Annotated in this window: 19 protein-coding genes and 1 pseudogene; 7 read left to right on the top strand and 13 right to left on the bottom strand. The window is 73.1% G+C overall.

All coding sequences use genetic code 11. The annotated features are described in order from the left end of the window. Positions 1-40 precede the first annotated feature (40 nt). From P0Y31_RS15840 to ppk2, 3 genes are all read right to left on the bottom strand, one after another. Positions 41-1,738, bottom strand: a complete 1,698-nt coding sequence (locus P0Y31_RS15840) for a GMC family oxidoreductase (RefSeq protein ID WP_275871097.1) — start codon at positions 1,736-1,738, stop codon at positions 41-43. Then, the gene (locus tag P0Y31_RS15835; protein ID WP_275871095.1) at positions 1,735-3,327 is read right to left on the bottom strand and encodes a succinic semialdehyde dehydrogenase; all 1,593 of its coding nucleotides are present in this window, start codon (positions 3,325-3,327) and stop codon (positions 1,735-1,737) included. Before P0Y31_RS15835 ends, P0Y31_RS15840 begins: the two co-directional genes overlap by 4 nt. Before the next feature lie 81 nt (positions 3,328-3,408). Then, positions 3,409-4,218 (bottom strand): polyphosphate kinase 2, encoded by an 810-nt coding sequence (gene ppk2 / locus P0Y31_RS15830; protein WP_275871093.1) that lies wholly within the window; start codon positions 4,216-4,218, stop codon positions 3,409-3,411. 141 nt (positions 4,219-4,359) lie between these two features. Here ppk2 and P0Y31_RS15825 point away from each other — a divergent pair, with 141 nt between their 5' ends. Further along, positions 4,360-5,469: a ScyD/ScyE family protein gene (locus tag P0Y31_RS15825; protein WP_275871092.1), complete on the top strand. Its 1,110-nt coding sequence runs from the start codon at positions 4,360-4,362 to the stop codon at positions 5,467-5,469. A 102-nt stretch (positions 5,470-5,571) separates the two neighbouring features. Here P0Y31_RS15825 and P0Y31_RS15820 read toward each other — a convergent pair whose 3' ends face one another. Beyond that, positions 5,572-6,693, bottom strand: coding sequence for a GuaB3 family IMP dehydrogenase-related protein (locus P0Y31_RS15820; RefSeq protein WP_275871090.1), 1,122 nt, complete (start codon positions 6,691-6,693; stop codon positions 5,572-5,574). Positions 6,694-7,030: 337 nt separating this feature from the next. Further along, positions 7,031-8,548, bottom strand: coding sequence for an IMP dehydrogenase (gene guaB / locus P0Y31_RS15815; protein ID WP_275810481.1), 1,518 nt, complete (start codon positions 8,546-8,548; stop codon positions 7,031-7,033). Positions 8,549-8,769: 221 nt separating this feature from the next. Here guaB and P0Y31_RS15810 point away from each other — a divergent pair, with 221 nt between their 5' ends. Continuing rightward, positions 8,770-9,066 (top strand): WhiB family transcriptional regulator, encoded by a 297-nt coding sequence (locus tag P0Y31_RS15810; RefSeq protein ID WP_275871088.1) that lies wholly within the window; start codon positions 8,770-8,772, stop codon positions 9,064-9,066. A 16-nt stretch (positions 9,067-9,082) separates the two neighbouring features. Continuing rightward, positions 9,083-9,307, top strand: a complete 225-nt coding sequence (locus tag P0Y31_RS15805; protein ID WP_275871086.1) for an RNA-binding S4 domain-containing protein — start codon at positions 9,083-9,085, stop codon at positions 9,305-9,307. 16 nt (positions 9,308-9,323) lie between these two features. Here the strand turns inward: P0Y31_RS15805 and P0Y31_RS15800 are convergent, their stop codons facing one another. The 4 genes and pseudogenes from P0Y31_RS15800 to P0Y31_RS15785 form a co-directional block, all read right to left on the bottom strand. Then, positions 9,324-9,686: a hypothetical protein gene (locus tag P0Y31_RS15800; RefSeq protein WP_275871084.1), complete on the bottom strand. Its 363-nt coding sequence runs from the start codon at positions 9,684-9,686 to the stop codon at positions 9,324-9,326. A 938-nt stretch (positions 9,687-10,624) separates the two neighbouring features. Further along, the gene (locus P0Y31_RS15795; protein WP_275871298.1) at positions 10,625-11,020 is read right to left on the bottom strand and encodes an ATP-binding cassette domain-containing protein; all 396 of its coding nucleotides are present in this window, start codon (positions 11,018-11,020) and stop codon (positions 10,625-10,627) included. 133 nt (positions 11,021-11,153) lie between these two features. Further along, positions 11,154-11,237: pseudogene (locus tag P0Y31_RS15790) on the bottom strand (ATP-binding cassette domain-containing protein); the annotation flags it as partial. 69 nt (positions 11,238-11,306) lie between these two features. After that, the gene (locus tag P0Y31_RS15785; RefSeq protein WP_275871082.1) at positions 11,307-11,843 is read right to left on the bottom strand and encodes a PadR family transcriptional regulator; all 537 of its coding nucleotides are present in this window, start codon (positions 11,841-11,843) and stop codon (positions 11,307-11,309) included. A gap of 76 nt (positions 11,844-11,919) precedes the next feature. Here P0Y31_RS15785 and P0Y31_RS15780 point away from each other — a divergent pair, with 76 nt between their 5' ends. Further along, entirely contained in the window at positions 11,920-12,396 is a 477-nt protein-coding gene (locus P0Y31_RS15780; protein ID WP_275871080.1) for a hypothetical protein, read from the top strand. A 92-nt stretch (positions 12,397-12,488) separates the two neighbouring features. On the opposite strand, the gene groL is transcribed toward P0Y31_RS15780, so the two are convergent. Together groL and groES are read right to left on the bottom strand one after the other, a co-directional pair. After that, positions 12,489-14,105, bottom strand: coding sequence for a chaperonin GroEL (gene groL, locus P0Y31_RS15775; RefSeq protein WP_275871078.1), 1,617 nt, complete (start codon positions 14,103-14,105; stop codon positions 12,489-12,491). 128 nt (positions 14,106-14,233) lie between these two features. Continuing rightward, the gene (gene groES, locus P0Y31_RS15770) at positions 14,234-14,530 is read right to left on the bottom strand and encodes a co-chaperone GroES (protein ID WP_275810514.1); all 297 of its coding nucleotides are present in this window, start codon (positions 14,528-14,530) and stop codon (positions 14,234-14,236) included. A 225-nt stretch (positions 14,531-14,755) separates the two neighbouring features. On the opposite strand from groES, the gene P0Y31_RS15765 reads away from it, so the two are divergent. Then, positions 14,756-15,988 (top strand): class I SAM-dependent methyltransferase, encoded by a 1,233-nt coding sequence (locus tag P0Y31_RS15765; RefSeq protein ID WP_275871076.1) that lies wholly within the window; start codon positions 14,756-14,758, stop codon positions 15,986-15,988. 165 nt (positions 15,989-16,153) lie between these two features. Beyond that, complete coding sequence (locus P0Y31_RS15760; protein ID WP_275871073.1) at positions 16,154-16,870, top strand: hypothetical protein; 717 nt, start codon at positions 16,154-16,156, stop codon at positions 16,868-16,870. A gap of 42 nt (positions 16,871-16,912) precedes the next feature. On the opposite strand, the gene P0Y31_RS15755 is transcribed toward P0Y31_RS15760, so the two are convergent. Continuing rightward, positions 16,913-17,746 (bottom strand): PfkB family carbohydrate kinase, encoded by an 834-nt coding sequence (locus P0Y31_RS15755; RefSeq protein ID WP_275871071.1) that lies wholly within the window; start codon positions 17,744-17,746, stop codon positions 16,913-16,915. After that, complete coding sequence (locus P0Y31_RS15750; RefSeq protein WP_275871069.1) at positions 17,746-18,732, bottom strand: nucleoside hydrolase; 987 nt, start codon at positions 18,730-18,732, stop codon at positions 17,746-17,748. The genes P0Y31_RS15755 and P0Y31_RS15750 overlap by 1 nt, the downstream gene beginning before the upstream one ends. 57 nt (positions 18,733-18,789) lie before the next feature. On the opposite strand from P0Y31_RS15750, the gene P0Y31_RS15745 reads away from it, so the two are divergent. Next, a complete protein-coding gene (locus P0Y31_RS15745; RefSeq protein WP_275871067.1) occupies positions 18,790-20,094 on the top strand; it encodes a glycoside hydrolase family 3 N-terminal domain-containing protein in 1,305 nt (434 codons plus the stop codon). Positions 20,095-20,103 lie beyond the last annotated feature (9 nt).

Here is a 20,103-nt window from a genome sequence, read left to right as displayed (position 1 = left end):
CCCCTCTTCTGTCCAGCCTGGTCAGGCCTGTCCGGCCAGCTCAGGCCTGCGCGCTCTCGTGCGTGAACCTCGGCACGGCAGGTCGCTGCGCCTGCACCGGCTCGAGCCGCCGGTAGGCCTCGCCCTGGGCCGGCCGCGGGTCGGGCTCGCCCCGGTTGGGCCACAGCGACATGGCCCGCTCAGCCTGGGCGGTGATGGTCAGCGACGGGTTGACGCCGAGGTTCGCCGAGACCGCCGAGCCGTCGACGACGTGCAGCCCGGGGTAGCCCCAGACCCGGTGGTAGGGGTCGACGACCCCCTGCTCGCGGTCGGCTCCGATGACCGCGCCGCCGAGGAAGTGGGCGGTCATCGGCACGTCGACGATCTCGCCGAGCGAGCTGCCCGGGAAGGCCCGCAGCCCCGTGGCCTGCGACAGGCGCCCGGCGAGCGCGACGATCGAGCGGTGCCCGGCCGGGATCCACGTGGGGTTCGGCTCGCCGTGGCCCTGGCGCGAGGTCAGGGTGCGGCCGCCGAGCAGGCCCCGGCGCCCGGAGACGGTCAGCGAGTTGTCGCGGGTCTGCATCACGAGCCCGATGACCGTGCGCTCGCTCCAGCGGTACAGCGACAACGAGCGGAGGAAGACCACCGGGTGGCGAACGGCCTCCAGCAGGAACTTCACCGGACGCGGCACCGACCCTCCCCCGTCGACGAGGATGGTCGCGAGCGCACCCATGGCGTTGGAGCCCTTGCCGTAGCGCACGTTCTCGATGTGGGTGTCGGGCGCCGGGTGGAACGAGGAGGTGATGGCCACACCCTTGGTGAGGTCGACCCCCTCGGGCGCCTTCTGCATCATCGCACCCCCGAGGGCCTCCGAGTTGGTGCGGGTCAGGTGCCCGAGACGGCCGGAGAGCGCCGGCAGGGCACCGGTGTCCTTGAGCGTGTGGAGCAACCGCTGGGTGCCCCAGGCGCCTGCCGCGAAGACGACCTGGTCGGCGGTGACGGTGCGCCGGTGCCTGCGCAGCCAGGCGCCGGTCGCCTCGGTCGTGACCCGGTATGCCGTGCCGCCCGGCTCCGGGCGCACGTCCAGCACGGTGCGCATCGGCTCCACGGTGGCGCCGAGACGCTCGGCGAGCGCGAGGTAGTTCTTCACCAGGGTGTTCTTGGCGCCGACCCGGCACCCGACCATGCAGTTGCCGCACTCGGTGCAGCCGGTGCGGTCCGGGCCAGCCCCGCCGAAGTACGGGTCGGGGACCCGGACCCCCGGCACACCGAAGAAGACGCCGACGGGCGTCTTGCGGAAGGTGTCGGCCACCCCGAGGTCCTCGGCGGCCTGGCGCATCACCTGCTCGACCGGGCCCTCGCAGGGGTTGGTGACGACGCCGAGCATGCTGGAGGCCACCCGGTAGTGCGGCACGAGCTCGGACTGCCAGTCGGTGATGTCACGCCACTGCGGGTCATGGAAGAACGGCGTGGGGGGTACGTAGAGCGTGTTGGCGTAGTTGAGCGAGCCGCCACCGACCCCCGCCCCGGCGAGCACCACGACGTCCGGGAGGCGGTGGATGCGCTGGACCCCGAAGCACTTCAACCGTGGGGCCCAGAAGTAGCGACGCAGGTTCCACGAGGTCTTGGCGAAGTCCTCGTCGGCGAACCGGCGCCCCGACTCGATGACGTGGACGCGGTAGCCCTTCTCCGCCAGCCGCAGGGCGCTGACCGAGCCGCCGAAACCCGAGCCGACGACGACGACGTCGTAGTCGCTCACGGGCGGCCCACGGCCTTCAGCACCCGCAGCGCCGCCGTCATGCCCTTCACCCAGGCCTGCTCGGACATGCCGAGGAACGGCCGCAGGGGCACCAGGCGCTGCGCGGCCACCGTCTGGGACTCGGTGTACTTCATGATCCCCTCGGCGCCGTGCCGGCGGGAGACGCCGGAGGCCCTCATCCCGCCCATCGGGGCGGCCACGCTGCCCCAGGCGGCGCCGTAGGGCTCGTTGATGTTGACCGTGCCGGCGGTGATCTGTGCCGCGAGACGTCGACCGCGCCGCACGTCGCGGGTGTACACCGAGGCGTTGAGGCCGTAGTCGCTGTCGTTGGCCAGCCGGAGGGCCTCCTCGTCGGAGCCCACCTCGAAGATGCTGACCACCGGTCCGAACGTCTCCTCGTCACGGCAGGCCATGGCCGCGGTGACCCCGGTGAGCACCGTGGGCTCGTACACGAACGGACCCACGTCGGGGCGCGCCCTGCCGCCGGTCAGCACAGTGGCACCCTTGGAGCGGGCGTCCTCGACGTGCGCCTGCACCCGGGCCAGCTGCTCGGCCGAGACCAGGGAGCCCATGTCGGCACCGAAGGACAGGTCGGCGCCGAGGCGCATGCCCTTCACGGCCTCGACGAAGCGCTCGGTGAACTCCGCTGCGACCGCCCGGTGGACGAGGATGCGCTCCTTGGAGATGCACAGCTGGCCCGCCGAGGCGAAGCAGCCGCGAACCGCGCCCTCGACCGCGCGCCCGAGGTCGGCGTCCTCGGCGATGTACATGCTGTTCTTGCCGCCGAGCTCGAGGCTGGCCCCGACGAGCCGCGCCCCGGCCGACGCTGCGACGTGGCGTCCGACGGCGGTGGAACCGGTGAAGCTCACGTAGTCGGTGAGGTCGACGACCGCCTGCCCCACGGTGGGGCCGTCCCCGAGCACGACCTGCAGCACCGACTCGGGCAGCCCCGCCTCGGTCAGCATCGCCACCGCCTGGAGCGCCGTGAGCGACGCCTGCAGGTCGGGCCTCAGCACCACGGCGTTGCCCGCCATGAGGGCAGGGATGGCGTCGGAGACGGCCAGTGTCAGCGGGTAGTTCCACGGCGAGACGATGCCCACCACACCCTTGGGGTGGTGCAGCTCCCAGGCCTGGGTCAGCACCGGGAAGAGGCCGGGCCGGCGTCGGGCGCGCAGGTGGTCCTTGCCCGTCCTGGCGTAGTAGCGCGAGACCAGGGCGACATCGGCGACCTCCTCGAAGGCTTGGCGCCGGGTCTTGCCCGACTCGAGCTGCACGAGGTCGAGCAGCTCCGCCTGCCGGTCGAGCACGAGGTCGTGGTAGCGCAGGAGCACCCGCTCCCGCACGTGCATCGGCGTGCGGGCCCAGGCCCGCTGGGCGTTGCGCGCCTGGTCGACGGCGGCCTGCACGTCCCGGGGGGTCGACAGCGGCAGCGAGGCCAGCGGCGCTGCACCCATGGGCGAGCGGGTCAGGCGGTGCTCGGGCCGCGGGGAGCACACCACGCGCGCGGTGAGCCGGCGCGCGAGCGCCGGGTCCACGGCATACGTCGCGGTGGGGTCGGTTTCCGGGTCAGCCAGGATGTCCGGGGCCATAGCGGAAGGGTAGGTCGGCGCCCGTCAATTTACTAGCGGTAAGTTACTGGTGAGACACCTGCCACAGCCGGCCGCGGCCGGCTAGTGGCCGAGGCTCGCCGCGTGGTCCGGGACCTCGTGCAGGAGGGACCGATCGGGCCGCACGTAGCCCCGTGACGGCGGCCGCGCGGGCAGCTCGAGGAGGGGCGCCTCGACGTCCTCGTAGGGGATCCGCGAGAGCAGGTGGGCGATCATGTTGATCCGCGAGCGCCGCTTGTCGTCGCTCTCGACGACGTTCCACCGCGCCTCGGGGATGTCGGTGTGCACGAGCATCTCGTCCTTGGCGCGCGAGTAGTCCTCCCAGCGGGTGATCGACTCGAGGTCGGTGGTCGACAGCTTCCACCTGCGCATGGGATCGGTCAGCCGCGACTCGAAGCGGCGCTGCTGCTCGACGTCGCTGACCGAGAACCAGTACTTGTGCAGCCGGATGCCGTCCTCGACCAGCATCCGCTCGAAGATCGGGCACTGGCGCAGGAAGCGCTGGTGCTCATCGGGCGTGCAGTAGCCCAGGACGCGCTCGACGCCGGCGCGGTTGTACCAGCTGCGGTCGAAGAGCACGATCTCGCCGGCCGCGGGGAGGTGCTCGACGTAGCGCTGGAAGTACCACTGGGTGCGCTGCCGCTCGGTCGGGGTGGGCAGGGCGACGATGCGGGCCACGCGAGGGTTGAGGTACTGCGCCACGCGCTTGATGGTCGAGCCCTTGCCCGCTGCGTCGCGGCCCTCGAACACCACCACGACCCGTTCGCCCTCGCGGCGCACCCACTCCTGCACCTTCACGAGCTCGGCCTGCAGCCGGAACAGCTCGGCCTCGTAGACCGACTTCTTCAGCCGCCCGCCGTCCATAGCGCTCATGGTGCCACGACCTGCGCGGACGGCCTCCGGGATCGCCCGTGACCGCCGCGTCCGCGCGCTGACTAGGACATCGGGCGGTCCGCCGCCCCCTGCTTCTGCTGGACGCTGGGAGGCATCCCCCACCTCCGAAGGAGGGCCCCAATGGCCAGCATCCGCACACGAGTGCTCGCGCTGCTGGCGGCCGGCGGCGCGGGCGTAGGCATCGCTGTCGCGCCGGCCCAGGCCGAAACCAGCCGCACCACCGTCGTGGCCTCAGGCCTCGACAGCCCCCGCCTGCTCAGCTTCGCCCCGAACGGCGACCTCTACGTCGCCGAGTCCGGGAAGGGCGGCTCCGGGCCGTGCGCCACCCACCCGGAGCTCGGCAAGTTCTGCTTCGGCGAGAGCGGCGCCATCACCCGGGTGAACCCCCACGGACCGGACCGCCGGGTCGTGACCGGCCTGCCGTCCCTCGGCGGTGCCGAGGACTCCATCGGCCCCATGGACGTCGACGTCCGTGGTGACCGGTACGTCGTCAGCATCGGGCTGGGCGCCCACCCGGACTTCCGCAAGAAGTTCGGGTCTGACGGTGCCCACCTCGGGACCCTGCTGACCGGCAAGCTCAGTGACAGCGAGCACTCCCTGCTCGCGGACATCGCCGCCTACGAGGCCGAGGCCAACCCCGACCGCACCGACCTCGACAGCAACCCGGCGGGCATCTCCCGCCGCGGCGGCGGCTACGACGTGGCCGACGCCGGCGGCAACGCCGTGGTCCGCACGACCCGCAAGGGCGACGTCAGCAAGGTGGCGGTGCTCCGACCGGTGCCGACGACCGCGGCCATCACGCTGGGCCCGGAGACCATTCCGGCCGGCTTCCCCCAGGACGCGGTGCCCACCTCGGTCGTCCGCGGCCCCGACGGCGCCCTCTACATCAGCCAGCTCACCGGCTTCCCGTTCCAGAAGGGGACCTCGAGCATCTGGCGGGTCGAGCCCGGTGGCCACCCCAAGAAGTGGGCGACGGGGCTGACCAACGTCACCGACCTCGCCTTCGACGAGGACGGGCACCTGTATGCCGTGCAGATCGCCTCCGAGGGCCTGCTCAAGGGGCCCGTCGGAAGCCTGGTCAAGGTCAAGCGCGGCAGCAGCTCGCACCACACCGTGGTGGGCGGGCTGACGGCGCCCTACGGCGTCGCGATCGACGGTGACGACGCCTACGTGACCACCTGCTCGGTCTGCGTGGGCAAGGGACAGGTGGTGCGGGTGTCGCTGGACTGACGGCCCCGCGGCACTGACCGGCTGACGGGCGAGGGGCCCTGCACCGCAGGGCCCCTCGTCCTGTCCGGTCAGCTGCCTTGTCCGCTCAGCTGCGTGGTCCGGTCAGCTGCGCTGGTAGGGCGCCACCACGACCTCGACGCGCTGGAACTCCTTGAGGTCGGAGTAGCCGGTGGTCGCCATGGCGCGCTTGAGGGCACCGACGATGTTCGTCGTGCCGTCGGCCAGGCGGCCCGGCCCGAAGAGGATCTCCTCCAGCGGCGCGACCCCGCCGACGCCGACCCGCTCGCCGCGCGGCAGCTGCGGGTGGTGGGCCTCCGGGCCCCAGTGGTAGCCGCGTCCGGGGGCGTCGGTGGCGCGCGCCAGCGCGGCCCCGAGCATGACGGCGTCGGCCCCGCAGGCCACGGCCTTGACGATGTCGCCGCTGCTGCCGACGCCACCGTCGGCGATGACGTGCACGTAGCGACCGCCGGACTCGTCGAGGTAGTCGCGGCGGGCCGCGGCCACGTCGGCGATCGCCGAGGCCATCGGGGCGTGGATGCCGAGGGTCCGGCGGGTGGTGTGCGCCGCTCCCCCGCCGAAGCCGACGAGGACGCCGGCGGCGCCTGTGCGCATCAGGTGCAGCGCGGCGGTGTACGAGGCGGCGCCACCGACGATCACCGGGACGTCGAGCTCGTAGATGAAGCGCTTGAGGTTCAGCGGCTCGGCGCGACCCGAGACGTGCTCGGCCGAGACGGTCGTGCCCCGGATCACGAACAGGTCGACACCGGCGTCGACCACGCTCTTCCAGAGCTGCTGCGTGCGCTGCGGGCTCAGCGCGCCGGCGACCGTGACGCCGGCGTCGCGCACCTGGCGCAGCCGCTCGGTGATGAGCTCGGGCTGGATCTCGGCCGAGTAGATCTCCTGCATCCGCGAGGTCGCCAGGTCGGGGTCGAGGCCGGAGATCTCCTCGAGCAGGGCCGTCGGGTCCTCGTAGCGGGTCCACAGGCCCTCGAGGTCGAGGACGGGCAGCCCACCGAGCCGGCCGAGCGCGATCGCCGTGTCGGGCGACATGACCGAGTCCATCGGTGCCGCGATGACGGGGATGTCGAAGTGGTAGGCGTCGATCTGCCAGGAGACCGAGACCTCCTCCGGGTCGCGGGTGCGGCGCGAGGGCACCACGGCGATGTCGTCGAAGGAGTAGGCCCGACGGCCCCGTTTGCCTCGGCCGATCTCGATCTCAGTCACCGGCCGATCGTATCGGTCGGCTCATCCGCGCCGACACGGCTGCCCACCGGCACACGGGCGGTGGGCAGCCCGCACACCTGCGAGGGGCGGGCAGACAGGCAAACTGACGCCCCGCCGCCGGGTGAGGGGGCGGCCAGCGGCGGAGCGCCAGTGTGTTCGCCGGGCGGTCAGCTGCCCGCGGCGGCGAGGTCTCGCGAAAGTCCCCCTCCCGGCTGGCTGCCCTTGCGGGCATGTCCCCACGGTAGGACGGCACGGCGCCGAGTCCATCGGGCAGAAGGCGTAACTGTGGAAGGGGCCCGCCTACGCAGATCCGGTCCGTGGGCGCGCGGCGCCTCCGTCAGCGACCGGAGTAGTTGGGGGCCTCCACCACCATCTGGATGTCGTGGGGGTGGCTCTCCTTCAGACCTGCCGGGGTGATCCGCACGAAGCGGCCCTTGGCCTGCAGCTCGGGCACCGTCGCGGCGCCGACGTAGAACATCGACTGGTGCAGGCCACCGATGAGCTGGCGGGCGACGGCCGAGACCTGGCCCTTGTAGGCCACCCGGCCCTCGATGCCCTCGGGGACGAGCTGGTCGTCGCTGGTGACGTCGGCCTGGAAGTAGCGGTCCTTGGAGTAGGACTTCTTCCCGCGCGACGACATGGCGCCGAGCGAGCCCATCCCGCGGTAGGACTTGTACTGCTTGCCGTTGACGAGCACGAGGTCGCCCGGGCTCTCCTCGCAGCCGGCCAGCAGCGACCCGACCATCACGGTGTCGGCCCCCGCGACGAGCGCCTTGGCGATGTCGCCGGAGTACTGCAGGCCGCCGTCGCCGATGACCGGCACGCCCGCCGGCTTGCACGCCTGCGCGGCCTCGTGGATCGCGGTGACCTGCGGGACGCCGACGCCGGCCACGACCCGGGTGGTGCAGATCGAGCCCGGGCCGACGCCCACCTTCACGGCGTCGACGCCGGCGTCGACGAGCGCCTGGGCGCCCTCGCGGGTGGCGACGTTGCCGCCGACGACCTGCACGTGCGCGGTGGCGCTGTCGGCCTTCAGGCGCCTGACCATCTCGAGCAGCAGGCTGGCGTGGCCGTGGGCGGTGTCGACCACGAGCACGTCGACGCCGGCCTCGATGAGGGTGGTCGCGCGCTTCCAGGCGTCGCCGAAGTAGCCGACCGCGGCGCCGACGAGGAGTCGGCCCTGGGCGTCCTTGCTGGCGTTGGGGAACTGCTCGGAGCGGACGAAGTCCTTGACGGTGATGAGCCCGGCGAGACGGCCGTCGTCGTCGACCAGCGGCAGGCGCTCGCGCTTGTGCTGGCGCAGCAGCGTCGTGGCGGTCTCGCGGTCGATGTCGGCCGGTCCGGTGACGAGCGGCATCGCGGTCATCACGTCGCGCACGCGGGTGGTGCCCCACTCCGAGACCGGCACGAAGCGCAGGTCGCGGTTGGTGATGATGCCGAGCAGCATCTGGTCGTGGTCGACCACCGGGAGCCCGGAGACGCGGTACTGGCCGCACACCTGGTCGAGCTGCTCGAGGGTGGCGTCCGGGCCGATGGTCACCGGGTTGGGGATGCGCCCGGTCTGCGTCCGCTTCACGAGGTCGACCTGGTAGGCCTGGTCCTCGATCGAGAGGTTGCGGTGGAGCACGCCGAGGCCGCCCTCGCGGGCCATCGCGATGGCCATCCGCGCCTCGGTGACCGTGTCCATCGCGGCCGAGACGAGCGGCACCCGCAGGCTGATCTCACGGGTGAGGCGCGAGGTCGTGTCGACCTCGCTGGGGATCACGTCGCTCAGGCCCGGCAGCAGGAGGACGTCGTCGTAGGTCAGGCCGATCTCGGCGAACGGAGCCGGGACTGAGGACGATCCGTTGCTCATTGCCCAATCGTAAGGCAGCCCCGCAGTGCCTCTGGCCATCGCGGCCCCTCGCCGCACCCGTCACCAGAGGGTCCGGCGGGGCAGGGTGAGAGTCGTGGGAAAGCCGGGTCAAAAGTGTTCACACTTGAACAAGTTTTGACCATCGTGAGGCTGTTTACGCAGGTCAGGCGGGGGTAACTTGCCTTTCATGCGGCACGGTGCCGCGGGGAGGTGGGGACGAAATGGCTGAGCTGTCGAGACTGCCCGGACCTGTTGCCGACCTCTGGGACTGGCAGCTGGAGGGCTCCTGCCGCCAGGTCAACCCAGACGTGTTCTTCCACCCCGAGGGTGAGCGGGGCTCGGCCCGCCGTGCCCGGGACTCGGCGGCCAAGGAGGTCTGCCTCGGCTGCCCGGTGCTCGTGCAGTGCCGCGAGCACGCCCTGCGGGTCCGGGAGCCCTACGGCGTCTGGGGCGCCATGACCGAGGACGAGCGAGAGGCCTGGTACGCCGGCCACCGCACCGTCTCCGAAGCCAGCTGAGTCCTAGACTCGGGGCGTGAGCAGCCCCGCAGAGGTCCCCATCCGCGATGACTCCATCCGGCTCGGCCAGCTCCTGAAGCTGGCCGGCCTGGTCGAGGACGGCGCGATGGCCCGTGCCGTCATCGAGGCCGGCGAGGTGACGGTCGACGGCGCGGTCTGGTCGCGCCGCGGCCAGCAGGTGCGCCCGGGCATGCTCGTGTCGTATGCCGGCGAGACCGTGCGCGTGGTCAGCGGCGCCTGAGCAGCGGCCCGCCCACCTAGGCCGCGACCCGCAGCTCCTCCGGACGGGTCGCCGCGCGCAGGGTGACCAGCGACAGCAGGGTGGTCACCACCACCAGCGCCACCGACCCGAGCACGAGCACGGACAGGTCCAGCCACGGCACGGCAGCCACCCGGGACCCCTCGTCCATGCCGGCGGCGGTGGCGAATCCCGCGGCCACGCCGGCTGCCACGGCCGCGGCCACGACCACCATCGGCACCCGCGGCGCCAGCGGCGCCAGCAGGGTCGCGCGCACCAGCACGCCGCGCGGGGTGCCCGCCGCCACCAGCGCGGCCAGCGACCGGCGTCGTGACACCGGCGCCTCTGCCTGGAGCACGAAGAGCCCGGCACAGGCGAGCACCAGCCCGAACCGCGACCGTGAGGTACACCACGTCGTAGGACTGGCGGAAGAAGGTCGCCGAGTGAAGCTGCGGGTTGCCGAGGGTGTCCGCGCGCAGGACGGTCGCCGCGGCACCTGCGACGACCCCGAGGATGATCGAGGCGGTCACCTTGGTGGCCTCGAACGGGTTCGCGACCAACCTCCGCCCCGCGACGATCCCGGCGACGCTGTCGGCGTGCGCCGACAGCAGGCGCCCGGCGAGCAGCGCCACCGACGCCGACCCGAACAACAGGCCGACCAGGGCGGTCCCCACGAACACCCACAGCGCGAGGGCGTGGACCCGGTGGTCGAGGATGCCGACCCGGGCCAGCAACGGCTGGACGACGGCCACGCCCACGGCTACGACGAGCACCGCCAGCGCCGGGAGCAGGGCCGGGGCGCGCCGCGGGTGGTCTCCGGTCGCCACGCCGAACGGCGTCATCACCACCCCGCGCAGGGCCACCACGCCGAAGAGCGTCGCCCCGACCGGGACCAGCGCGAGCGCCAGCACGGCTGCCACTGGGTGCGGCCAGACGTCGGTCGGCCACGCGCGGACGTACTCCGCCTCGAAGGCCCCCTCCACCCCCGTCGGCAACGACGCCCGGACCGGGGTGTCGAGCAGCCCACGCAGCAGGAGGAAGGCCGCGCCGCCCAGCAGGGAGCCGACCGTCGCCGCAAGACCGGTCTCGAGCGCCACGACCCAGCGGACGTCGGCGGGGGTCGCACCGGCGAGCCGCAGCGCCGCGAGCCGGCGGTCGCGGGCCGGGGACCCCAGCCGCGAGCTCAGGCCGGTGAACACCAGGACGGGGAGGGTGAGCAGCAGCAGGGCGGCCGCCGCCGCGCCCACCGCGGTGAAACCGATCCGCAGCGCGTCCCCGCGCGACCGCCGACTGCCGCCAGCCGGAGCCGCTCGGCCGCCCTCACGAGCCCTCCCCCATCGCGTGGACGGCACCCCCGGTGGGCAGGCCGTCGTCGGCGAGGACGACACCGTCGCGAACCTCGACCTCGCGGTCGCCGTACGCCGCCACCCGCGCGTCGTGGGTGACGAGCACGACGCTCGTGCCCTGGTCGCGGGCAGTCTCGATGAGCGCCGCCATCACGTCCTCCCCGGCCCGCGAGTCCAGGGCTCCGGTCGGCTCGTCGGCGAACAGGACGGCCGGCTCGGTGACGAGTGCCCGCGCCACGGCGACGAGCTGCGCCTGCCCGCCGGACATCTCGCGCGGCCGCGCCCCTGCCAGAGCGGCCACCCCGAACCGGTCCAACCACGAGCGCGCCACCTCCTCGGCGGACGGCCGCGGCGCCCCGCCGAGCAGCAGCGGGAGCGCGGCGTTGTCGAGGGCGGTCAGCTCCGAGACGAGCTGGCCGTACTGGAACAGCCCCCGAACTCAGAGCGCCGCAGCGCCGAGCGCTCCTTCTCAGGCAGCGTGCTGACGACGCGCGGTCGCCCCAGCGCACCTCCCCGGCGTCCGGCACGAGCACCCCGGCGAGGCAGAGCAGCAGCGAGGACTTGCCCGATCCCGACCGCCCCGTCACGGCGAGCACCTCCCCCGGCCGGCCGGCGCCCGTAGTCGAGCACCAGTCCCGTCGCGCCCAGCACTCCGCTCATGCGCCCAGCTCCTTCTTGAGTGTTCCCATGCGGTCCCGTGCCGCGTCCATCCACCGCAGGTCGGCGTCGAGGTGCGCCAGCGCGTAGTCGGCGGCGAGCACCTGCTCGAGCGTGGCCGCCTCCCGGGTCTTGACCGCGGTCAGCTCGCGCATCCGCCGGAGGTGGGCCGCCCGCTGCGCGCGCAGGTATGCCGCGGCCCCCGGCTCGTCGTCGAGCAGCAGGGCGATGGCGACCTTGAGCGCGAACGGGTTCGCGACGTGCGCAGCCGGCTCCTCCGGCGCGGCGAGCCAGCTGTTCAGCTCGTCGCGCCCGGCGTCGGTGATCTCGTAGACGGTGCGGTCGGGCCCGTCGACCCGCTGCACCGCCGACGGGCGGACATGCCCGCGGCGGTGCAGCCGGTCGAGCGACGCGTAGACCTGGCCGAATGCCAGCGGCTTGGCGTGCGGGAACCGCGCGTCGTGGTCCCGCTTCAGGTCATAGCCGTGCCGCTGCCCCCTGCTCAGCAGCCCCAGCAGCACGTGCCCCGTCGACATGGGGGTAACTATTCACTAGGTGAATAGTTACGGTCAAGCACCCCGCACCCACCGGGCTCTGTGGGAGCCTGCCGACATGACAGTCACCGACGTCCTCGCCCGCGCCACCGGCACGTGGCAGGGGACCAACGGGTTCCGGCTGATGCCGACCGACGACCTCTTCACCGCGCCGGCCACGGCAACCGTCGCCGTTGCTGCCGGCGGGCACCTGCTGACGCTGGGCTACACCTGGCGACACCCCGAGGACGGGGAGCAGCAGGGACTGCTGGTCATCGGGCACGGCGACGAGGCGACCGAGCCGGCTCGTGCCACTGCGTTCTGGGCCGACTCGTGGCACCAGCAGGCGGCGCGGGCCGTCGACGGCTCGGCCGACGGCGAGTCGCTGGCCTTCGAGTACGACTACGGCGGCGGCTGGCGCTGGCGGGTGCAGGTGTCCCCCGCAGACCACGGCCTCGCCGTCCGGATGCTCAACGTCGTCCCGGAGAGCGCCGACACCAGCACACCCCCGGTCGGGGCCTACGAGGCGATGGTGATGGACCTGCGGCGCACCTGACCTCCGGCCGGCACGCCACGGCATACGGATGGGGACGCGCGAAGGCCCGCCCCCGCAGTGGGGACGGGCCTTCGAGCAGTATGCCGGTCGGCTCAGTGACCGTGACCGTGGCCGTGACCGCCAGCGGCCTCCGGCTCCTCTTCCTTCTTCTCCACGACGAGCGTGTCGGTGGTGAGGACCATCGACGCGATCGACGCGGCGTTGCGCAGGGCGGAGCGGGTGACCTTCACCGGGTCGATGACGCCGGCCTTGACCAGGTCGACGTACTGGCCGGTGGCGGCGTTGAGGCCGTTGCCCGGCTCGAGCTCGGCGACCTTGGAGACGGCGACGTAGCCCTCCATGCCGGCGTTCTCGGCGATCCAGCGCAGCGGCTCGGCCGCGGCCTTGCGCACGATGTTGGCGCCGGTGGCCTCGTCACCCTCGAGCCCGAGGGCGTCGATGGCCGTGGAGGCGTGGATGAGGGCGGAGCCGCCACCGGCGACGATGCCCTCCTCGATGGCCGCGCGGGTCGCCGAGATGGCGTCCTCGATGCGGTGCTTCTTCTCCTTGAGCTCGACCTCGGTGTGGGCGCCGACGCGGATGACGCAGACACCGCCGGCCAGCTTGGCCAGCCGCTCCTGCAGCTTCTCGCGGTCCCAGTCGGAGTCGGTGCGCTCGATCTCGGCCTTGATCTGGTTGACCCGGCCCTCGACCTCGTCGGGCTTGCCGGCGCCGTCGATGATCGTGGTGTTGTCCTTGGTGACGACGATGCGGCGGGCCTGGCCCAGCACGTCGAGGTCGGCCTGGTCGAGCTTGAGGCCGACCTCCTCGGAGATGACCTGGCCACCGGTGAGGACGGCCATGTCCTGCAGCATCGCCTTGCGGCGGTCACCGAAGCCGGGGGCCTTGACCGCGACGACGTTGAAGGTGCCGCGGATCTTGTTGACCACGAGGGTCGAGAGGGCCTCGCCGTCGACGTCCTCGGCGATGACCAGCAGGGGCTTGCCCGCCTTGACGACCTTCTCGAGCACCGGGAGCACCTCGGCGATGGCCGAGATCTTGCCCTGGTTGATGAGGATGTAGGCGTCCTCGATCACGGCTTCCATGCGCTCGGGGTCCGAGATGAAGTACGGGGAGATGTAGCCCTTGTCGAACTGCATGCCCTCGGTGAACTCGAGCTCGGTGGTCGCGGTCGAGGACTCCTCGACCGTGATGACGCCGTCCTTGCCCACCTTGTCGAACGCGTCGGCGATGGTGGTGCCGATGGTCTCGTCCTGGGCGGACAGCGATGCGACCTGGGCGATCTCGTCCTTGCCCTCGATCTCGCGGGCGTTGTCGAGCAGGCGGGCCTGCACGGCCTCCACGGCCTGGTCGATGCCGCGCTTGAGGCCGGCCGGGGCGGCGCCCGCGGCGACGTTGCGCAGGCCCTCCTTGACCATGGCCTGGGCGAGCACAGTGGCGGTGGTGGTGCCGTCACCCGCGACATCGTTGGTCTTGGTCGCGACCTCCTTGGCGAGCTGGGCGCCGAGGTTCTCGTAGGAGTCCTCGAGCTCGACCTCGCGGGCGATGGTCACGCCATCGTTGGTGATCGTGGGAGCGCCCCACTTCTTGTCGATGACCACGTTGCGACCCTTGGGGCCGAGGGTCACCTTGACGGCGTTCGCGAGCGCGTCGACGCCGCGCTCGAGTGACTTGCGAGCGTCGTCGTTGAACTCCAGCGTCTTAGCCATGAAAGTCCTTCACCTACTTGATGTTCGTGGGCACGCCGACTGGTTGGACGGCATGCAGGGGATGTGCGCACGCCCCGGCGCGGACCCGGTGCGGGCCGCGCCGGGGCGTGGGCTTCAAGAGCGGTGCGTCAGCCGACGATGGCGAGCACGTCGCGCGCCGAGAGGATGAGGTACTCCTCGCCGCCGTGCTTGATCTCGGTGCCGCCGTACTTGCTGTAGAGCACGCGGTCGCCGACCTTGACGTCGAGCGGGATGCGCTCGTCGCCGTCCTCGTTCCAGCGACCGGGGCCGACCGCGAGGACCTCGCCCTCCTGGGGCTTCTCCTTCGCGGTGTCCGGGATGACAAGACCGGACGCGGTCGTCTGCTCGGCCTCGACGGACTTGACGACGATGCGGTCTTCGAGCGGCTTGATGGAAACCGACACGATGTTGACCTCCCCTTTGGGAATGTCGAAGTGGACAATGGGCTACTGCTTGGTGCGGTCGTGCCCGTCGCCGTCGCGGGGGTCGATGAGCGCCGACTGCGTTAGCACTCGGCAAGCCGGAGTGCCAATGGCAAATCTAGGACCGCGGTTAGCACTCGGTCAACTCGAGTGCCAGACGTTCGCCCACGGCTGATCACGCCCGCTCGATGGGCCAGAATGCCCGCCATGGACCTCGACCTCCTGCGCCGCCTGACGACCGGTGAGGGGTGGGGCCTGCTGCAGGCGCTTCCTCCGTACGAGCCGGGGTCCGAGCTGAGCCTGCAGCAGCGCCTGCGCGACGCCGGCTTCGAGCCGGACCTGGTGGCCGCAGCCGTCAACCAGACCCGGCTGCGCGCGAAGGCTGTGGCCAAGTTCGGCTCGTTCGCCCAGGGCATGGTGTTCACCAGCGACGGCCTCGAGCAGGCCACCCGCCTGGAGGTGGCGGCCCGGCACGCCGAGCGCTTCCGCGCCGCCGGCATCCACACCGTCCACGACCTCGGCTGCGGCATCGGGGCCGACGCGATGGCCATGGCCGGCCTCGACCTGCGGGTGCGCGCCATCGACGCCGACGAGGTGACCGCGGCCGTCGCCGCGGTGAACCTGCGGCACTGGCCCGACTCCACGGCCGCCCAGGGCCTGGCCGAGGAGTTCACCCCGCCCGCCGGCGAGGGCGCCCGGGGGGTCGGCGCCTGGCTCGACCCCGCACGCCGCACGCCGGGCGTGGCGGACGTCAGCGGCCGCACCAGGCGGGTGTTCCGGCTCGACGCCATCTCCCCGTCCTGGGAGCAGGTCCAGGAGGTGGCCCGGGCGCTGCCCGCCACCGGCGCCAAGCTGAGCCCCGCGTTCCCCCACGCCGCCCTGCCCGCCGGCGGCGAGGCCCAGTGGACCTCCTGGGACGGCGAGGTGCTCGAGTGCGTGGTGTGGTGGGGCCCGCTGGTCCGCCAGACGGGGCGCACCGCCGCGGTGCTGGGACGCAGTGGCGCCCAGGCTGTCGTGACGGAGCAGCAGGCGGACCCCGACCCCGAGCCCCTGTCGAGCCTGGCCGAGCTCGGCCCGTGGCTCTACGAGCCCGACCGTGCCCTGCTGCGCGCCGGCCTCGTGGGGGCGGTGACGGCGGCCACGGGCGGCGCCGAGCTCGACGCCGGCGTCGGCTACGTCTGTGCGACCGGCCCGCACGACCTGCCGTTCGCCCGCCGGTATGCCGTGCTGGAGGCCATGCCGTTCAACGTCAAGGCGCTGCGGGCCTGGCTTCGCGACCACGGCATCGACCGCCTGACGGTGAAGAAGCGCGGCGTCACCCTCGACGCCGACCAGCTGCGTCACCAGCTGCGGCTGCCGGCGCGGGGGCGCACCGAGGCCGTCGTGGTCATCACGCGGGTGCGCAGCCAGCAGGTGGTCCTGGTCGTCCAGCCTGCCTGACGCGCCAGCGGGGCAGCCGGGGCGGAACGGCGCCACGCCGTTACCGGAATGTGACGAATCGCGGGCCATCCCCTACGGTGGGCGATCGCGGCTCGGACCCCGCCGCACCCCAAACCCGACAGAAGCACCCCGACAGCACCGCAGAACGTCCCGAGGATCCACGCCGTGACCGACGCTCACCCCACCAGGGCAGGACGCCACCGCCAGCCCCGCCCCGCCCGCCTGCGCAACCTGCGCCCCTCAGCCGGCGCGGGCCGCAACTTGCTCAAGTCGCTGGCCGTCGGCACGACCGCCAGCGGGGTCGTCACCGCCCTCGTCCTCCCCTCCGCCCCGGGCCTGGCCTACGCCCCGGCCTCCGCGGAGTCACCGGCCGTGGCCGTCTCCGCCCCGGCCGTCGAGGCCCCCGCCCGAGCGGACTCCTTCGGCCTGATCGGGTTCAGCGCCACCGCGAAGCCCAAGCCCAAGCCGAAGCCCGCCCCGACGCCGACAGCGACCCCCACCGAGCAGCGGGTCGAGCAGCGCGCCTCGCGGTCGGCGGACTACTCGCGGGCCGGCCTCGCGATGAGCGGCATGTCCGACAACGCCGTGGCCGTCGTCAACGAGGTCGAGCGGGCCTTCCCCCACCTCAACGACATCGGCGGCTACCGGGCGGGTGACCCCGGCGACCACGGCTCCGGCAACGCCGTCGACGTGATGTGCGGCTCCTCCGACGGCGACGCGCTCGCCGAGCACCTGCAGGGCATGGCGGGCACGCTGAACATCAAGTACATCATCTGGGAGCAGCGGATCTGGTACCCCGGCGGCGGGGGCTGGGAGCCCATGGAGGACCGTGGCGACCCCACCCAGAACCACATGGACCACGTCCACGTCTCGGTGAACTGACCGTCCCGTGAGCTGACCGGCCGGCCCTGACCTGAGCGGCGGTCAGAGCAGCGGGTCGGCCTGCGCTCCCTGGCGCCGCACCGCCTCGGCCCCCGCCCGGCTCGCGGCCGCCACCGCGGCAGCCCGGTCGGCGCCGCCGGCCAGGGCGGCGGCCAGCGCGCCGCAGAACGCGTCGCCCGCACCGGTGGTGTCGACGACCTCCTCCAGCGGCACCTCCACGCCCTCGAAGCGCTCACCGTCCCAGGAGCAGCCCTCGCCCCCGAAGGTGACCAGCACCGAGGTGGGCACGGCGTCGGAGTCGGCCAGCATCAGGGCCTCGTGCTCGTTGACCACGAGCGGGTCGGCCACGGCGGCCACGTCGTGCGGCAGGGCGGCATACGGCGCGGCGTTGATGACGACGCGGGCGCCGCGCGCCCGGGCGCGGCGAGCGGCCAGGGCCACCACCGGGACCGGCACCTCGAGCTGGGCGAGCAGCACGTCGCCGGAAGAGAGGTCGTCGAGCGGGGCGAGGTCGTCGGCGCCCACCTGCGCGTTGGCGCCGGGGATGACGACGATGGCGTTCTCGCTGTCGGCGTCGACCGTGATCCAGGCCTGGCCCGTGGAGACGCCCGGCACCAGCCGCAGGGCCGAGGTGTCGACCCCGCGCCCCTGCAGCCGTTCGAGGTAGCGGCGGCCGTCGGCGTCGTCGCCCAGGCAGCCGACCATCACCACCCTCGCCCCGGCCGACGCCGCGGCCAGGGCCTGGTTGGCGCCCTTGCCCCCTGCACACCGCGTGAGCGGCCCGGTGGCCAGCACGGTCTCACCCGGGCGGGGGTGGCGCTCGACCTCGGCGACGAGGTCGACGTTGAGGGAGCCGAGCACGACGACGCGGCCCATCAGCCCTCCCCGCCCGTCAGCGTCTCGACCCAGATCCCGGCGAAGCGGTCGGCGTCGACGTCGAGGCACACGTCGACCAGCGACGGCGCCGCGCCGTGCGGGTCGTGCGCCATGTCGCCCGACCAGTCGCGCCGGTCGACGATGGTGCGGCCGCGGGACCAGGTGCCGGCGAGCTCCACGCGCACGGGAAGCCGCTCCGTGCGCACTCCGGCGGGGTCGATGACCGCGCAGACCGCGCCGGCGTCGCCGATGGTCGCCGCCGTGCTGTCGAAGCGCTCGCACTGGAAGCCGATCAGCCGGCCCCCCAGCTCGGCTGCTCCCCCACCGCCGCGCGCCACCAGCGCCTGCGCCTGCTCGCGCGACACCCGGGGGTCGTAGAACACGTCGAGGCCGTACATCGTCACGTTGACGCCCAGCGAGCCGGCGGCGTCGAGTACGACGGCGGCGGCCTCGGGGTCGTGGAAGACGTTGAACTCGGCGGAGGCCGTGGCGTTGCCGACGTGGGCCGCGCCGCCCATGAAGACGATCTCGCGCAGGCCCGCGGCCGCCTCGGGGTGGGTGCGCAGCAGGAGCGCCACGTTGGTCAGCGGCGCCAGCGGGACCAGGGTGACCAGGTCGTCGGGGTCGCCGGTCGCGGCGGCCTCGAGGAGCAGGTCGCGCAGCAGCTCCACCGCGTGGCGCGGATCGGGCGACGCCTGCGACTTCGGCCAGTCGAGGTCGCCCATGCCGTCGGCCCCGTGCACGTGGGCGGCGCCCACCGGGTGCTCCAGCAGCGGACGCGCGGCGCCCCGGGCCACGGGGACGTCGAGGCGGCCGGCAGCCTCCAGCACGGTGAGGGTGTTGGTGACGACGGCGTCGACCGGCGCGTTGCCACCGACGCAGGTGACGGCGCGCAGGTCCAGCGCAGGGTGACAGGCCGCCAACAGCACGGCGCAGGCGTCGTCGACGCCCGTGTCGACGTCGAGGATGACCGGTCGCGTTCCCATGGCAGCGGAGCCTACGGGTTTGGGTGCTGGGCAGCGGGCCGGGATAGGTTCGACCGGATGCCTGCGACGACCAGCCCCCGACCCGCTCGCCCGCGCCCCACCAGCCGCGTCCTGGGCGCCTCGGCCCTGGCCCTCACGCTGCTCGGTGCCGCGGCCTGCGCGGGGGGCGAGGACGCTGGGCGCGCCGCCAGCAGCCCCACGGCCAGCACGTCGACGGCCTCGAGCCCGCCCCGCTCGGCGTCGTCGTCGACGACCCGCATCCCGACCACCACCAGCGCGACGACCACGACGGCCGCCCCCTCGTGCGCCGGGCGGATCGCCGCCACGCTGACACCGGCCCAGCGGGTGGGGCAGCTGCTCATGGTGGGGCTCCAGCCGACTGGCAGCTCGCGGGCGCTGGCGGCCCAGGTCGCCCGCGACCACCTCGGCGGGGTGATCTACCTCGGCGGGTGGGAGGGGGCGTCGACGGTGCGCCTCGCGTCGAAGCGGCTCCAGCAGGCAACCCGGAACAGCAAGGCGGCCACCGGTGGCGTCGGCCTCCTCGTCGCAGCCGACCAGGAGGGCGGGGCGGTCCAGCAGCTCGAGGGCGCCGGCTTCTCCCCCATCCCGTCGGCGCGCACCCTGGCGACCCTCGGCGCCAAGAACCTCCAGGCGGAGGTGCGCGGCTGGTCGCTCGAGCTCGCCGCGGTGGGCGTCAACGTCAACCTCGCCCCGGTGGCCGACACCGTGCCCACCTCGTTGGGGGCGGCCAACGACCCGATCGGCCGCCACCGGCGCGACTTCGTCCCCGGGGACCCCGAGGCCAACGGCCGGTATGCCGCGGCGTTCGTCCGCGGCTCGCTCGCCGCCGACGTGGCGCCGACGGTCAAGCACTTCCCCGGCCTCGGCCGCGTCACCGGCAACACCGACCTGACCGCCTCGGGCACCACCGACCGCACGGCCTCGGTGAAGGACCCCTACCTCGCGCCGTTCCGGGAGGGGATCGAGGCCGGCACCCCGATCGTGATGGTCTCCTCCGCCCGCTACCCCGGGCTCGACCCGGAGAACCGGGCCATGTTCTCCCCGGCCATCGTCACCGACCTGCTGCGCAAACGGCTCGGCTTCGACGGCGTCGTCATCACCGACGACGTCGGCGCCGCGGCAGCGGTCGCCTCGGTGCCCGTCGCCGAGCGGGCGACCCGGTTCGTCGCGGCCGGTGGCGACGTCGTCCTCACCGCGAACGCAGCGCAGGCCCCCGCCATGCGGGCCGGGATCACCAAGAGGATGAAGGCGAGCCCGTCGTTCGCGAGGCAGGTGGACGCCGCCGTGGAGCGCGTCCTCGAGCTGAAGGTCCGGCTCGGCCTGGCCTCCTGCGGAGGCTGACCGCGCCAG

This window comes from Knoellia sp. 3-2P3 (assembly GCF_029223115.1).
In the GTDB taxonomy this organism is placed as follows: Bacteria; Actinomycetota; Actinomycetes; order Actinomycetales; family Dermatophilaceae; genus Pedococcus_A.
The sequence above is the reverse complement of the archived record's forward strand: the minus strand, read 5'-3'. Positions and strand labels throughout refer to the sequence as shown.